This is a genomic window from Parabacteroides chongii, assembly GCF_029581355.1.
GTDB classification, from domain to species: domain Bacteria; phylum Bacteroidota; class Bacteroidia; order Bacteroidales; family Tannerellaceae; genus Parabacteroides; species Parabacteroides chongii.
The window spans coordinates 4,408,651-4,424,967 of sequence record NZ_CP120849.1 but is presented as its reverse complement, the minus strand read 5'-3'; the positions used below and the strand labels follow the sequence as shown (position 1 = coordinate 4,424,967).

At 41.9% G+C, this 16,317-nt stretch carries 13 protein-coding genes and 1 pseudogene; 3 read left to right on the top strand and 11 right to left on the bottom strand.

All coding sequences use genetic code 11. The features are described 5' to 3' along the window. Nucleotides 1-9 precede the first annotated feature (9 nt). The 10 genes and pseudogenes from P3L47_RS16670 to nspC form a co-directional block, all read right to left on the bottom strand. Nucleotides 10-1,026, bottom strand: a pseudogene (locus tag P3L47_RS16670) (vWA domain-containing protein); the annotation flags it as partial. Between the two features lie 12 nt (nucleotides 1,027-1,038). Next, nucleotides 1,039-2,025 carry a vWA domain-containing protein gene (locus P3L47_RS16665; RefSeq protein ID WP_122359906.1) on the bottom strand — a complete coding sequence of 329 codons (987 nt, stop codon included), beginning with the start codon at nucleotides 2,023-2,025 and terminating at the stop codon, nucleotides 1,039-1,041. Nucleotide 2,026: 1 nt separating this feature from the next. Continuing rightward, complete coding sequence (locus P3L47_RS16660; protein WP_277781493.1) at nucleotides 2,027-3,031, bottom strand: hypothetical protein; 1,005 nt, start codon at nucleotides 3,029-3,031, stop codon at nucleotides 2,027-2,029. A gap of 2 nt (nucleotides 3,032-3,033) precedes the next feature. Continuing rightward, nucleotides 3,034-3,903: a DUF58 domain-containing protein gene (locus tag P3L47_RS16655; protein ID WP_122359904.1), complete on the bottom strand. Its 870-nt coding sequence runs from the start codon at nucleotides 3,901-3,903 to the stop codon at nucleotides 3,034-3,036. 125 nt (nucleotides 3,904-4,028) lie between these two features. Then, a complete protein-coding gene (locus tag P3L47_RS16650; RefSeq protein ID WP_122359903.1) occupies nucleotides 4,029-5,024 on the bottom strand; it encodes an AAA family ATPase in 996 nt (331 codons plus the stop codon). Between the two features lie 156 nt (nucleotides 5,025-5,180). Beyond that, entirely contained in the window at nucleotides 5,181-6,434 is a 1,254-nt protein-coding gene (locus tag P3L47_RS16645; protein WP_277781492.1) for an HU family DNA-binding protein, read from the bottom strand. Beyond that, a complete protein-coding gene (locus tag P3L47_RS16640; protein WP_122360483.1) occupies nucleotides 6,427-6,717 on the bottom strand; it encodes an HU family DNA-binding protein in 291 nt (96 codons plus the stop codon). The genes P3L47_RS16645 and P3L47_RS16640 overlap by 8 nt, the downstream gene beginning before the upstream one ends. Before the next feature lie 77 nt (nucleotides 6,718-6,794). Continuing rightward, on the bottom strand, nucleotides 6,795-8,093 hold the full coding sequence (gene rimO, locus P3L47_RS16635) for a 30S ribosomal protein S12 methylthiotransferase RimO (protein ID WP_277781491.1): 1,299 nt from the start codon (nucleotides 8,091-8,093) through the stop codon (nucleotides 6,795-6,797). A gap of 3 nt (nucleotides 8,094-8,096) precedes the next feature. Next, nucleotides 8,097-9,050 (bottom strand): signal recognition particle-docking protein FtsY, encoded by a 954-nt coding sequence (gene ftsY / locus P3L47_RS16630; RefSeq protein ID WP_122359900.1) that lies wholly within the window; start codon nucleotides 9,048-9,050, stop codon nucleotides 8,097-8,099. Nucleotides 9,051-9,174: 124 nt separating this feature from the next. Next, the gene (gene nspC, locus P3L47_RS16625; protein ID WP_277781490.1) at nucleotides 9,175-10,314 is read right to left on the bottom strand and encodes a carboxynorspermidine decarboxylase; all 1,140 of its coding nucleotides are present in this window, start codon (nucleotides 10,312-10,314) and stop codon (nucleotides 9,175-9,177) included. Nucleotides 10,315-10,498: 184 nt separating this feature from the next. Between nspC and P3L47_RS16620 the strand changes: the two genes are divergently transcribed. The 3 genes from P3L47_RS16620 (at nucleotide 10,499) to P3L47_RS16610 (ending at nucleotide 13,912) form a co-directional block, all read left to right on the top strand. Beyond that, nucleotides 10,499-10,861, top strand: coding sequence for a BlaI/MecI/CopY family transcriptional regulator (locus P3L47_RS16620; protein WP_277781489.1), 363 nt, complete (start codon nucleotides 10,499-10,501; stop codon nucleotides 10,859-10,861). A gap of 13 nt (nucleotides 10,862-10,874) precedes the next feature. After that, on the top strand, nucleotides 10,875-12,209 hold the full coding sequence (locus P3L47_RS16615) for a M56 family metallopeptidase (RefSeq protein WP_277781488.1): 1,335 nt from the start codon (nucleotides 10,875-10,877) through the stop codon (nucleotides 12,207-12,209). Nucleotides 12,210-12,442: 233 nt separating this feature from the next. Beyond that, nucleotides 12,443-13,912, top strand: coding sequence for a TlpA family protein disulfide reductase (locus tag P3L47_RS16610; RefSeq protein WP_277781487.1), 1,470 nt, complete (start codon nucleotides 12,443-12,445; stop codon nucleotides 13,910-13,912). 1 nt (nucleotide 13,913) lies between these two features. On the opposite strand, the gene P3L47_RS16605 is transcribed toward P3L47_RS16610, so the two are convergent. After that, nucleotides 13,914-16,250: an ATP-dependent helicase gene (locus tag P3L47_RS16605; protein ID WP_277781486.1), complete on the bottom strand. Its 2,337-nt coding sequence runs from the start codon at nucleotides 16,248-16,250 to the stop codon at nucleotides 13,914-13,916. Nucleotides 16,251-16,317: the final 67 nt, after the last annotated feature.

Below are 16,317 nucleotides of genomic sequence, written 5' to 3'. Positions count from 1 at the left end.
GAAAATTAAAGAGAACAATTTTACTTTTCTGAAAATACGATTCTTCCTGTCTAATGTAAGGAAGTCTGCTATCAACAGGATCAGTACGATCCATGCCAGTGTCTGAAATTGTTCGTTATATTCGGAATAGACTTTGCTGTCGAGTTCCGATTTATTCATCTTCTCTATCTCTTTCTGCAATGCCTTCAATGCTGAGTTGGTATTATCCGCACGTACATACATGCCATTACCTGCAGCAGCAATTTCCTGGCACATCTGTTCGTTCAACTTCGTGATAACGACATTGCCGTCTTTATCCTTCATATAATTGTTGGCTCCTGCTACAGGGATCGGCGAACCTTTCGGGTCACCCATACCGACAATATTTACATGGATATTCTTTTCTGCAGCTGCTGTAGCCGCTTTCACCGCATCGTCTTCATGGTTCTCACCGTCAGTGATCAGGATTATCGTTTTATCGGATGTCTCACTCGGAGTAAACGAGCGCATCGCCAGGTTGATAGCCGATCCGATTGCCGTGCCCTGTGTCGAAACCATCGACGGATTGATAGACGAAAGGAACATCTTGGCTGAAATATAATCGGAAGTGATCGGAAGCTGTGTGAAAGCATCACCGGCAAAAACGATCAGTCCCATCTTGTCATCTTTAAATCCATCCGTCAGTTTCGACAGCATCTGTTTAGCTTTATCCAATCGGTTGGGCGAAACATCTTCTGCCAGCATGGAGTTGGACACGTCCAGACAGACCATGATCTCCACACCCTGCCGTTTTACAGTTTCCAACTTGGAGCCGAACTGCGGCCCGGCAATAACAAAGATAACCATTGTGATGGCTCCGAACAATAGCCAAAACTTCAGATGCTGACGCTTGGGAGAAACCTCCGGCATCAACTCTGCCAATAATTCGGGATTACCATATTTCTTTATTGCTTTTTTCTTCAGAATCATTGCATAGACATAAAATGCAATGAGTACCGGAAGGATGAAAAGCAAGTACAAAAAGTCCGGATGTGCAAAACGAAACATAAGCCTTTCTATTTACGGTATATTTCTTAACAATGTATTTCTCAATAAAATCTCAACCAAAAGCAAAGCGAATAACAGCAAAGCCCAGTTCTTATATTCTTCCTGTTTCTTGCTGTATTGCTGTACACTGATCTTGGTCTTTTCCATCTTGTCGATCTCAGAATAGATTTCCTTCAGACTTGTATTATCCGTTGCACGGAAATACTGTCCGCCGGTCGTTGCTGCGATCTGCTTCAAAGTCGGTTCGTCGATCTCGACAGGAATATTCTGATATTGTACGCCGAATGCGGTCTGGAAAGGATAAGGAGCAGAACCTTGTGTCCCCACCCCGATCGCATAAATACGTATACCGAATGTCTTGGCAATTTCAGCTGCCGTAACAGGGGCGATCTCGCCGGCATTGTTCACACCGTCGGTAAGCAAGATGATCACTTTCGATTTAGCCTGGCTGTCTTTGATACGACTTACCGAATTTGCCAGTCCCAAACCGATCGCTGTTCCATCCTGGATAATACCCGGTTGGATATCCTTGAACAGATTCAACAGCACGGTATGGTCGGTTGTAAGCGGACATTGCGTAAAACTTTCAGCCGCAAAAACCACCAGTCCGATGTTATCGTTCGGACGACCGTTGATGAAGGAAGCTGCCACATCTTTGGATGCTTCCAGACGGTTCGGCTTAAAGTCCTGTGCTAACATACTACTGGAAATATCCATCGCCATGACAATGTCGATACCTTCCGTAGAAGTGTTCTGCCAGCTATTCGTCGACTGCGGACGTGCCAATATAATAATAAGTACAGCTATTGCTGCCATTCTCAGGACAAAAGGGACATGCCGCAGATACACTTTCCACGAAGTTGCCCCCGGTGCATCGAATGCTTCCGAAGAAGATACCTGCAAACTAGCCTGACTTTTGCAGAGCTTCCAGATATACCATCCTATCATCGGGATAAGCAGCAATAACAAATACAGATATGTAGGATTTGCAAATACCATTTTATTCTTTTGTTATATTAGAATCGTTTGTTTCTGTTGCCTTTTCTTCGGCCTCTGCAGCCTCAGGAGTGACAACTTCTTCAATCTTCGTCTGATTAATAAACAAGTATGCATTTACCATACTCAGGTCATTCTCATCAGGGAGCGGATTCATTTTAGCGAATTTCACGAAATCAGACAGGTTCAATATCTGTTTCAGATTTTCGTATACGGAATCAGCTTCATGCTGCTTGCGGATGATATCCAAAATTTCACCGGAAGTCATTTCCATCGCATTGATGTCGAAACGATCGACAATATAGCGACGTAATGTTTCAGTAATCAGTGTATAGTATTCCTTGCTGCGTCCCTGCTGCCATAGTTTCTGCTGTTTGATCTCATCCAGTTCCTTGATAGCCTGTTCATGAGGCGGAAGTTTCGGTTCCGGCTTCTTGAATGGGATAAGAGATTGCTTGTTGCGTATACGTTTGATGATATAAGCAATCACGCAAATCAGGAAAAGAGCCAGTAAAATCCCATAGATAATCGGATAATAATCAGCCAGTACGAAAGGTGGCTTCCAGATATCCTTTATATCATAGAACTCTTCCGGTTTGTCCACATTCACAGGAATGGTCGAAACTTTCAGGGCTACCTGATTGGAATAAACCGTATCCACCCCGTCGATCACTTTGAACGGCGGCAATAAATACAAAGACGAATCGAACGAAGTAACCAAAATATCCTGCTTGATGAGCAAGCGGTCATTCTCTATCACCGACGAGTCCGCTTTGGAAAGGCTCAGAACCTCTACCCCACGCATCAGCGTATCATTGGGGATCACAATCTGAACCGATTTATCCTTATCTGTTGTAACCGTCAAATGTAAAACCGTCTGTTCCCCGATCAGAATGGCAGCCGAGTCGAGCTTCACATCGATCAGTGTCCGCTGCGCAAACATCTTCCCTCCCACCAGCAGAATCAGAAGCAGAAACAGAAAGCCTTTATTCATAATTTTCTTTTGCATGCTTAACTACGTTTATCAAAAAGAGCAATCAATGCTTTCACATAATCATCTTCCGTACGAATAGACACTGAATCGACACGGCATTTCTTGAACGAATCGCTCATCGCTGCCTGCCGACGGTCCCACCATTCCTTATAGGCTTCACGGACACGGGCAGAAGAACTGTCGATCCAGCGTTCTGCTCCTGTTTCAGCATCTTTTATTTTCATCAGTCCGACAGACGGCAATTCAGTTTCCCGACGGTCATATACCTGGATAGCCACCACGTCATGTTTGCGGTTGGCAATCGTCAGGGCGTCCTTGAAACCTTCCTTATCGATAAAATCGGATATCAGAAATGTCGTACAACGTTTCTTAATGGCGTTGGTCAGGAATTTCAGAACCTGACCGATATCGGTCTTCGTATCCTGAGGTTTGAAATCAATTAGTTCGCGAATGATATAAAGAATATGCTTTTTCCCTTTCTGCGGAGGGATAAATTTCTCTATTTTGTCAGAGAAGAACACCACACCGATCTTATCGTTGTTCTGTATGGCAGAAAACGCCAGTGTAGCAGCAATCTCGGTAATCACCTCTTTCTTCATTACGTTCACGGAACCAAAGTCTCTACTACCCGACACGTCGATCAGCAACATCACGGTCAGCTCTCGCTCTTCTTCAAACACCTTTACGTAAGGGCGAACATAACGAGCCGTCACATTCCAGTCGATATCGCGGATATCATCGCCGTACTGGTATTCGCGAACTTCACTGAACGCCATACCACGACCTTTAAACGCCGAATGGTATTGTCCTGCAAAAATATTGCGCGACAAGCCACGGGTCTTTATCTCGATTCGCCGGACTTTCTTTAATAGTTCACTTGTTTCCATCGTAATCCTTTTAATTATTTAATCACTGTATCTCTTATTTCTTCCGAACGGAAAAAAGATTCCTTTCGGGAGAAAATCAATTTTCATCCGGGAGAAATTTATTTTTCACCCGGATGGGATTAAAATTAAGGTACTTCTACCTTATTAAGGATTTCGCTGATAACCTCCTCTGATGTCAAATTATTGGCTTCCGCTTCATAACTCAAACCGATACGGTGACGCATCACGTCATGACACACGGCACGGATATCTTCAGGAATCACATAACCTCGGCGTTTGATGAATGCGTAAGCGCGTGCAGCGAGTGCCAGATTGATAGAAGCACGGGGAGATGCACCGAAAGAAATCATGTTAGACAGATTTGCCAAACCATGTTCCTGCGGGAAACGGGTAGCAAATACGATATCGACGATATATCGTTCGATCTTTTCGTCCAAATATACTTCGCGGACCACTTTACGGGCTTCCAAAATTTCATTCTTTGTCAGGATCGGTTTGATGTCCGGTTTCACGCCGGAGATATTCTGACGAATGATCAACTTTTCTTCCTCTTTCTTCGGATAGTTAATGATCACTTTCATCATGAAACGGTCGACCTGCGCTTCCGGCAGCGGATAAGTACCTTCCTGCTCGATCGGGTTCTGCGTAGCCATTACCAGGAACGGTTCCGGCAGTTTATACGTATTTTCGCTGATTGTCACCTGGCGTTCCTGCATGGCTTCCAAAAGTGCACTCTGAACTTTAGCCGGTGCACGGTTAATTTCATCCGCCAACACAAAATTAGCGAAGACCGGGCCTTGTTTTACCTGAAATTCTTCGCTTTTCTGACTATAAATCATAGTACCGATCACGTCGGCCGGCAGCAAGTCCGGTGTAAACTGTATTCGACTGTATTTTGCATCGATCAGTGAAGACAATGTTTTAATGGCCAAGGTCTTAGCCAAACCGGGTACACCTTCAAGAAGGATATGCCCATCTGAAAGCAGACCGATCAATAAAGATTCCACCAAATGCTTCTGTCCTACAATTACCTGGTCCATGCCCATCGTAATCATGTTTACGAACGAACTTTTACTCTCAATCCGTTCATTCAACTCACGAATGTCTACTGTCTGACTCATAGATTTTCCTATTTATATTGTTTATTGTTTCTGCTTGTTTTTATGGTTGCACAAAATTAGAAATGTTAAATTCGTATCCTTCACTTTTGCAGTTAAATAATACTAACCCAACGATAACTATTTTGTTTTATTTTACTTAAAAAGGTGGATTTTTAGTTACAAATTTCCGCTCAGTATTTCTGTCTGACGTGCCGCTGCTTTATCTACGGAAGCACGACTATATCTGTCTATACCGTATACTTCCGGAGCAGGGACTTGTATTTCAGTGCCTACCGGAACGTTGTTAGGATCTTTGATCACCGATTTATTGAACTCATACAAGTAAACCCAAAAGATCTTACTTCCATAATATTCAAGGGAAATCAAAGTCAACCGGCTTCCAGGCTCTATTTTCACTTTAGCCAAAACCTTAGGCGTTTGCGTAGCAGGTTCAGTTGTTTGTTCCGGAGATACGGTAGAAACTGTATCCGGCTTCTCTTCTTCCACAGCAATGACTTCGTCTGTATTTTCTATTTGAACAGTATCGGGGGAAGCAACTGCCGAACCCGGCAAGGAATTACCAACCAATGAAGAGGTTTTCGGTATTTCCGGTCCCAGGAAGAAGCTACGATTCTGATACAAAAAGAAACTTGCCACGGCAACCAGGGCTACGACACCAACCGAAACCCAGACTCTCACCCAATGGGACGGAGCCGATTCTTCGTCTTCAAACTGGTAATCCGTTTCACTAAAATCAGTTGCTATAGATGGTTGCTGTGTTTCTTCTTCTGACTGTTCAGTCGGTTCTTCTGCAGCCTTTTCAGTTTCGGGCTCCGACTGTTCCGTCTCAGCAGGCTCCTCTACACTCTCCTGGGGTTCTTCAGGAACAGGTTCTTCCGCTTCTTTTATTTCGGCCGGTTCCTGTTCAATGGATTCATCAGCTATTTCTTCCGTCTTATTTTCTACAATCTCTGCAGTTTGTAAATCAGACTCGACTACTTCTTCTGTTTCATCCGGAACAGAAGAAGGAAGTATCTCTTCAACCGACTCGTCTTCAATTTCTTTATCTTCAACCTCCTTCGATATATCCAGATCCGTAAAATCAACACCCTCATTCAGTTCTTCCGTCTCGAAGAAGGAAAATGGCTTATTTACCAATTCACGCAACTCCTTATCAGGCAGAAAAGAGAACTTATAATGTGCCGGAATTGTAAAACGCTCTCCTGTATTCACATGAATACTTTCCCGTTTTTCTACCAAAACAATTTTAAAGGTTCCCAATCCCTTCACTTTGGCTATTTTATCTGTGAAAACACCCTGTGATACGATTGTAATAAACTCCCGGAGGAATTGCTCAGAGCTACTCCTTTCCTTTCCGGTACGCTCGGCGAGTAAACCAGCCAGGTCTTGTATCGTTAGCCGACTATTCATTGTCGCTCAATTCTTTTAGTTTAGATTTAATGGTTGCCCCGGGCTTGAAAACAGGCACTAGCTTCGGAGGCACCAGATAACGCTTTCCTGTTGCCGGATTTACAGATATACGCTCTGCCTTCTTTTTGATTTCAAACAGACCAAATCCCTGTAAATAGACAGCATCATTATCCATCAACTTCGAACCGACCACAGCTCCAAAAGCAGACAACATTTCTGTCACCTCCTGTGAAGTCCATCCTAATTTTGCAGACAACTCTGTTATCAGTTCTTTGTTTTTCATACTTGCTTCATCAATAGATTCAGCAGCGATATTAGTTATTTTTTTGTAAACAGACAAACTTATTAATGGTTTTTATATCAAAGCAACACTTTTCCGTAAAGGTCAAAAGCCTGTGATTCTTCGATATTTACGTTATAAAAATCTCCCGGATTCAGCGATTGTTCTTTAAAAACAAGGATTTCCGGGTCAACCTCGGGTGAGTCGAATTCGGTACGTCCGACATAATAATCTTCATCCTCCCGATCAAGTATTATTTTAAAAGTCCGGCCTACTTTTTCTTCATTTATCTCGGCTGAGATACGTTCTTGTATCCGCATCAAATAATCCAGACGTTCCTGTTTCACTTCAGACGGAACATCATCCGTATAATTTTTGAAAGAATAAGTGCCTTCTTCGTGGCTGTAAGCGAAAGCTCCCATACGTTCAAAACGTGCTTTCTTCACAAATTCGACCAGCTCTTCAAAGTCCTGTTCCGTTTCTCCCGGATGACCGACCATCAAGGTTGTACGAAGATGAATGCCCGGCACCTCTTTACGGATACGTTCCAGCAAGGCATATGTTTCTTCTTTCGTTATATTACGACGCATCATTTTCAACATAGGATCGCTGATATGCTGCAAGGCTATATCCAGATATTTGCAGACATTATCACGCTCACGCATCACCCGCAACAGGTCATAAGGAAAATGGGAAGGATAACCGTAATGCAGACGGATCCATTCTACACCAGGAATATCGGAAATACGCTCGACCAACTCCGGCAGCGCATACCTTTTATATAAGTCCAGTCCATAATAGGTCAGATCCTGTGCTATCACCTGAAACTCTTTTACACCCTGGGCTACAAGCAAACGAACTTCCTCTTCGATCTGTTCCATCGGAAGAGATTGATAATGTCCGGTACTGATAGGGATCGCGCAATATGAACAAGTACGGTTACATCCTTCCGCAATCTTCAGAAAGGCATAATGCTTCGGAGTTGTCAACACACGGTCGGAAGCCAGTTCACGATGGTAGGATTTGCCAATATCGGACAGAAGCTGTTTCCAGTTAAATTTGCCGTAAAAACGATCCACTTCAGGCAGCTCCTGCTTCATTTCCTCCAGGAATCGTTCCGTAAGGCATCCCATGACATATAGTTGGCCGATCTTTCCTTTTTTCTTGGCTTCACCCAATTCCAAAATCATATTGATCGACTCTTCCTGGGCATCGCCAATAAAACCGCAGGTATTTACAACCACGATCTCTCCGTTTATTTTATGAGGATCATGTTCGACCGTATAACCATTCACTACAAACTGACGCATCAGCTGTTCCGAATCGACCAGATTCTTCGAACAACCAAGCGTTATTATATCTACTTTATTCTTTTTCAAAAGTTATTCTCCAAATAATGAATTGACAAATTCCTTTTTATTAAAGACCTGCAGATCTTCCATACCTTCACCCAAACCAATATATTTCACCGGGATACGGAAGTGATCGGAAATGCCTATTACCACACCTCCTTTAGCTGTTCCGTCCAATTTTGTGACTGCCAGTGCATTTACTTCCGTAGCAGCAGTAAATTGTTTGGCTTGTTCAAAAGCATTCTGCCCTGTAGAACCATCCAGCACCAACAGAACTTCATGCGGAGCATCAGGAATGACCTTCTTCATCACATTTTTGATCTTAGTCAGCTCATTCATCAGATTTATCTTATTATGCAAACGGCCTGCCGTATCTATAATAACAACATCGGCACCATTCGCTTTAGCTGAGCTAAGTGTATCGAATGCCACTGATGCAGGGTCAGAACCCATTTTTTGTTTTACGATAGGAACACCCACACGTTCACTCCATATAACCAGCTGTTCCACTGCTGCTGCACGAAATGTATCGGCAGCTCCCAAATAAACGTTCTTTCCTGCTTTCTTGAACTGATAAGCGAGTTTTCCGATTGTCGTGGTCTTACCTACTCCGTTTACTCCGACAACCATGATTACATAGGGCTTTTTATCTTCCGGCACAGTAAAGCTTTCGGCATCTTCCGTATTATTCTCGGTCAGCAGAGTTGCGATTTCATCCCGCAATAACGTTGTCAGTTCCTGGGTAGTCACATACTTATCCCGGGCCACACGTTTCTCGATACGCTCGATGATCTTCAACGTTGTATCTACACCGACATCAGAAGTGATAAGTACCTCTTCCAAATTATCCAACACTTCATCATCGACTTTGCTCTTACCGGCAATAGCCCTGGTGATTTTAGAAAAAACATTTTCTTTGGTCTTAGATAACCCTTTGTCTAAAGTTTCCTTTTTTTCTTTACTGAAAAAGCTAAAAATACCCATATATTAATCCGCTTAATTTATTTCTGCTTAGAATGAGACCGCTAAGTTACAACTTTTTTAGTAGACAGTTGACAGTTGACAGTGGAAAGTTATCCAAAATCTGTCAACTGTCAACTATCACCTGTCAACTGTTTCTCCCTTTATAATCCTCATAACCAAATGTCCTGTATATTATTAATTCGTCGTCTTTGCTCCAAAGAGCCAATGACGGATGCGGGATACCATTGAACATGGATGTCTTTACGATCGTATAATGGATCATATCTTCAAAAATGATCTTATCACCTATTTTCAACGGTTCCTCAAACGACCAGTCGCCCATATAATCACCACTCAGACAACTGTTTCCGCCGATACGATAAGTCGGTTTCCCTTCGACCGCGTCAGTGGCATTACGGATAGCCGGTTTATACGGCATTTCCAGACAGTCCGGCATATGGCAGGTAAATGAAGCATCGATAATAGCAGTTTTTATACCATGATTCTCTACGATATCCACCACAGTAGTCAACAGGAATCCCGTTTGCCAGGCAAAAGCACTTCCTGGCTCCATAATAATCTCTAAATTAGGATACTTAGCCTTGAAAGACTGAAGTAAAGCTATCAGATGTTCCGTATCGTATCCTTTACGTGTCATCAAATGTCCGCCTCCCATATTCAACCATTTGATATGTGGTAAAAAACGAGCGAAACGTTTTTCCACTTCCCCTAATGTTTTTTCCAGATCATATGAAGAAGATTCACAAAGTGTATGGAAATGCAACCCTTCCACTCCTTCCGGCAACTTATCTCCTAAAAGATCGGAAATAACGCCCATTCTCGAACCCGGTGCACAAGGATTATACAACTCTGTTTCCACATCCGAATATTCCGGATTGATACGCAAGCCGCATGAGACACGATTCCCATCCGCTTTTACCATCGGATAAAAACGTTCGAACTGAGACAACGAGTTGAAAGTTATATGACTGCTATATTTCAATATGGCAGGAAAATCAGCTTCTGTATAAGCCGGTGAATATGTATGAGCCGGACTTCCCATTTCTTCAAAAGCCAACTGTGCTTCAAACTTCGAACTGGCTGTTGAATACGGTATATATTCACGAACGATCGGAAAAGATTTCCATAAAGCGAATGCTTTGAATGCAAGAATTATATTCACTCCTGCCCGCTCCTTCACACTCTTAATAAGTGACAGATTATTACGGAGCAGTTTCTCTTCCATCACATAACAAGGAGATGGTATTACATTGAAATCGATCATTTACTCTTTTCTATTAAATAAGCAGCAAAGATAATGTTATATTTCATAATATACTATCCATCCACTTGTAAACACTCATTCTTTGTCAATTAACAATATTTACAAGCTCTCCCCTTGCATTACTACTAAATATTAGTAGATTTGCTAAAAAATAGTAGACTATTAATCAGAAAATTACGAATAAATGAAACGATTGACAGCACAAGAAGAAGAGATTATGTTGTATATATGGAAGTTAGGGCCTTGTTTCATTCGGGACATACTGAATGAAATACCGGAACCTCGTCCTCCTTATACCAGTGTCGCCTCCGTTATACGCAATTTGGAGCGCAAAAAATATGTTTCTCCGAAAAAGTACGGAACGATTACCGAATTTTCCCCGTTGGTCAAGGAAACGGAATACAAGCGGACCTTTATGTCGAATGTGGTCAGAGATTATTTCACCGGTTCGTATAAGGAAATGGTATCTTTCTTTGTGAAAGACCGGAAGCTGTCCAAAAGCGACTTGCAGGATCTGATGGATTTGATTGAAAACGAAGAATATTAAAAAGCAAACTGTTATGACGCCGCTATTTATCTATTTTATCAAGGCAAACCTGGCGTTGGCTTTACTTTATATAAGCTACCGTCTGTTGTTCCGTAATGATACATTTTTCGGACTGAGACGAATAACGTTATTAGGTATGTTACTGGTTGCTTTTCTATATCAATTGCCAGATATCAGCAATTGGTTGTCGACACGCCCGACTATATCGGAAATGGTATCCTATTATTCAACGATTTTACCTAAAGATATTATCGTCGAAGCAACAACCCACATAAACAAGACAGCCGAGGAAGTAAATACAGATTGGGGAAAAGCCGTAATGAACTGTTTTATCATAGTTTACTTAGCCGGAGTCTTGGTCTTAACCATCCGGTGTTTTGCTGAAATGATAAACTTGTTCGTCACTTATCGTCGGAGTAAAAAGGGCTTGATAAACGGAATTAAAGTATGTCTGATTCCGGAAACAGAAGAACCTTACTCTTTCTTCAAATGGATCTTTATTCCAACCAAACCTCAAAACAAACTTGTACTGGGAGAAATACTTCAGCATGAAACGGCACATACCCGGCAAATGCATTCTTTCGATGTTTTACTTGGGGAACTTGTTTCAATTATTTGTTGGATAAATCCGTTTGCCTGGTACTTTAAGAAGGAGATCAATATAAATCTGGAATATCTGGCAGATCAAGAGGTTATGTATGCCGGATATAATAAAAAAGAATATCAGTATCACCTTATAGGAATGGAGCATTCAAATATGGCTATAGCAAATCTATATAATAATTTTAGTGTCTTACCATTAAAAAAGAGAATTTCTATGTTAAACAAAAAAAGAACGAAGAATGTCGGAAAAGTAAAGTATCTGGCATTAATTCCGGTGGCCGCTGCCATGTTGCTATTCAACAACATCGATGTAATGGCCCGGATTGTAAATAACCGGACAACGGAAGCCTCTAAAGCACCTGTTACTGTCACGACTCCCGAGTTTGTCCCGGAAAAAACAGAGGAGGTATCGCTACCTCAGGATGATAAAGTGTACACTGTTTGTGAAGTAATGCCTGAATTTCCTGGTGGACAGGGAAAACTATTGCAGTTTTTAGCCACAAGTATAAAATATCCGGCTGAAGCTTTTGAAAAGAAAGAAGAAGGAAGAGTGACCCTGACGTTTATCGTAGAAAAAGACGGTAGTATATCAGATATCAAAGTAGCACGCAGCGTCTCTCCATCTTTAGATGCAGAAGCTGTGCGGGTTGCAAAGTCAATGCCCAAATGGACTCCGGGTAAAAATAAGGATGGCGAAATTATAAGAATTGCTTATACAGTTCCTGTTATTTTCAGATTACAATAGTCAATCCGGTTTAACACATATTCCCTTTTTTGAGTAGACACAAAGAAGGCATGAAATCTTCAAAATGCTGCCAGGCGATAATAAAGATAACATGCCCCGCCCTCTCGAAAAAGGGAATACTTTTATTTATTAGTAGTTAGTACTACAAAAGTATAGATTTTTATTAGATTCGTACTCCTTACTCGATATAAAATCGTACTTTTGTTTACAAAGTACCTGTAATCCCGAATACCATGAAACGACTGTTATTTCCTCTGATTCCTTTTTTATGCCTGTCTTGTAATTCATCCGACAAAGAATATAAGGATTACTCGAAGAAAGTTATTATTACCGGAAAAGTCTTGAACAGTGATTTTTACCCGCAGGAAAAAGACTTAACACTCATCGTTCCGTTTTTCCGTGACCAGGAGACAAAGTATATTGTCCCTATTGCTGAAGACGGAAGTTTTTCGTTTCGTTTTTCTCCATATGCACAACTGCGCAATGTGCAAATCCATAAATATGCCGATCACCTACTCGTCAGTCCGGGCGACAGCCTGCATGTGGAAATAAATTTTAAAGACTTATTAAATCCAAAAGTATTCGGAAATGAAGAGAAAAGGAATCAACTGATAAATATGTTTGCACAAAGCGGACGTTATTACATAGAAGTCTATTCTATCCGACGGGATCAAGAGCCGGAAGCATTCAATAAAGAACTTCAGCAAGAATATCAGCAACGTTTAAAACGCAGACAGGAATTTATCGAAACCTTCCAGCCAGACAATGTAATCCAGGAATATACCGACAAATTATTAAAGATTGATTATTATAGATGTTTGATCGACTACCTAAACGAACAACTTTGGAGAAAAAAAGATATATCCGGATACAACGAACAGGAGCTATTAGCTAAAACGGACTCCCTTTTCGAAGGCGAAATTATTCCATCCAACATATTCAAATTGGCAGAAGTCGTCAACTCTTTTATCTTCAGCAAGACCTTCTACAAAGAAAATAAGAGAGCTACGTTCGATGACTTTATAAACTATCCAACTGGAAAGAATACCAAACAGTATATTTTTGCAGCATCCGTCTCCCAATCATTGGAGGCTAACGACACTTTACTCTTCTCCCAACGACGGGGCCAACTGGACTCAATCGTACATATCCCGGTTTTAAAGCAGACACTTCATGCGGCTTTCCAAAATAAAAAAGACTTTCTAAAAAATCCGCGTACCGTATCCGACTACATGCTTTACGGCAATTATTCCGACAAACAGGTTTTAGAAACTCATATGGATTACATGAAACCGATCTATGATATATTAGACAAACATAAAGGGAAAGTTATCTATATAGACTTTTGGACAACCTTTTGCCCACCTTGTTTAGCAGAAATGGAGCCATTAAAAAAACTTCGTAAAGAATATTCTCTGGAAGATGTTGCCATGATAAGCATCTGTGCCAGTGGTTCTAAAGAAGACAAAAAAACATATGAAGATATTATCAAACGACAAGAACTCAAACAGTCCGGAATAGAATGCTTGCATTATACCGACATGACTGATAATAACTCGTTTTTGAAAATACAAAATCGACTGGCACTAAAAGGGTATCCTCACTACCTGTTGATCAACCGCGAAGGAGTTATTGTGGATTACGGAACAGTGGTACGCCCCAGCAACCCACATACCAAACAAAAAATAAACAACCTGTTATAACTTATTCAACAATTGTCAACCGGGCAAACTTTAGTAGCAATTGCTTTTGTCCAAAATGGATGAATGCCACCGTTGCTTTAGCATTGCCACCATCTCCCTCAATAGCAATAACCTCTCCTTCACCGAAACGATCATGACGTACTTTGGCTCCGACACGTAAGCCGGAAAGATCGGATACGGGGGCAGAAGACGTCACAGGCTTGGAAGTTGCTGTTTCTACTCTTGTCAGACGCTGACGTTGCTGTGCCTGCGCCACCGGAGAAATGAAAGAAGATTCTTCTTTCTCCACAGCCCGCGGCTGCTGGAACGGAGAAGAAAAAGCCGGACGCTCGAACCGTTCGCGAGCAGCAGCAAACGTATCTGCCGACGTATCAGCCGGAAGTTCCAAAAATTGCACATCGATATCTTTCAGGAAACGACTGGGAGAACACATGGCACTCTGTCCGTTCCGAAAGCGGCTTTTCGCATAAGTCAGCACACAGTTTTCCTCGGCACGAGTGATTGCCACATAAAATAAACGGCGTTCTTCCTCCACCGCACGCGGATTATCTTTCGACATAGAGGACGGGAACAACTCTTCTTCCAAACCGACAACAAACACATTTCTGAATTCCAAACCTTTGGCTGCATGAACCGTCATCATAGTTACTTTATTCGCCTGTTCGTCTTTGTCATTATCCTGATCGGTCAACAAAGATACTTCGGAAAGGAAGTCCGCCAAAGAAACCTGTTCGACACCTTCCTCACGTCTCAGTTCACAGAACTCAGCGATACCTTTCAATAATTCCTGCAGATTCTCCTGCTTACTGATTCCTTCTACCGAACGATCCTGAAAAAGTGAACTGACTATTCCGCTTTCCTTCACAACCATTGCCGCCATTTCTTCTGCGGAAAGACGTTCATTCTCTTGTATAAAACGTTCGATCATTTCACGGAAATCAGATAATTTCTTCGCTGTACCGCTATTGATCGGCAACGCATAGTCTATTGGAGCATTCAAAACCGTCCAAAGACTTACGTTATTTTCGGTCGCAGCACTAATTATTTTATTAACCGTCGTGTCCCCGATCCCTCTCGATGGATAATTAATAACACGTTTGAATGCTTCCTCATCATGAGGATTGATAATCAGACGTAAATATGAAATCACATCTTTCACCTCTTTACGCTGATAGAAAGACAAACCGCCGTATATCTTATAAGGTATTCCTCTTTTGCGAAGCGCCTCTTCCAAAATACGAGACTGGGCATTTGTCCGGTACAGGATGGCAAATTCGGAATAATCATAATCCTTGCGCATCCGCATTTCATTGATCATAGCGGCCACAGCGTATCCTTCTTCATAATCGGAATAGGAAGAAGAGACACGGACTTTACTGCCTTGCTCCTTTTCTGAATATACGTTCTTGAATATCTGTTCTTTATTTTTATGGATCAAGCTGTTTGCTGCATTCACAATATTCTGTGTAGAACGATAATTACGTTCCAGTTTAAAGATACGGCAACCCGGATATTGATTTTTGAATTGCAGGATATTATCGATATTGGCTCCGCGGAAAGAATAGATACTCTGAGCATCATCTCCCACCACACAAATACGGCGGTGTTGCTCACAAAGCTTCTGGACGATCAAATGCTGGGCAAAGTTGGTATCCTGATACTCGTCGACCAATACAAACTGAAAAAAGCTACGGTATTTATCCAATACCTGCGGATGATCGCGGAACAGGATATTCGTTTGAAGCAACAAATCGTCGAAATCCATCGCTCCTGCCTGCTGGCAACGATTCTGATAACGTTTATATATTTCACGCAACAAAGGGACTTTCGAATCTATATCGTGTTGTATCAACTCCTTGGACTGCTCGTAAGCCTTCCAGGTAACCAGCGCATTCTTAGCATTCGAAATGCGGCTTTGTATCATTCCGATACGATACACTTTGTCGTCCAGCTGCATCTCTTTGATAATAGCCTTCAATAAACTTTTCGAATCGGCAGCATCGTAAATCGTGAAATTGGAAGGATAACCGATATGTTCTGCTTCATAACGAAGAATGCGTGAAAAGATCGAGTGGAACGTTCCCATCCACAACCGGCGTGCCGTCTGGTCACCGGTTATCTTAGCAATACGTTCTTTCATTTCACGTGCTGCTTTGTTGGTAAAAGTAAGTGCCAGAATGCTTTGAGGAGGTAACTCCAAATGTATCAAATAAGCAATCTTATAAGTAAGTACTCTTGTCTTACCGGAACCGGCGCCGGCAATCACCAGCGACGGCCCCTCGTTATATATAACAGCTTCGCGCTGACTCTCATTTAGTTGATCCAGATATTCTTCCACGTACCTTCTCTTTTTAGGAATACAAAGGTACTAATTTTTATTTATCCGAATCTTACAATAAATTCTT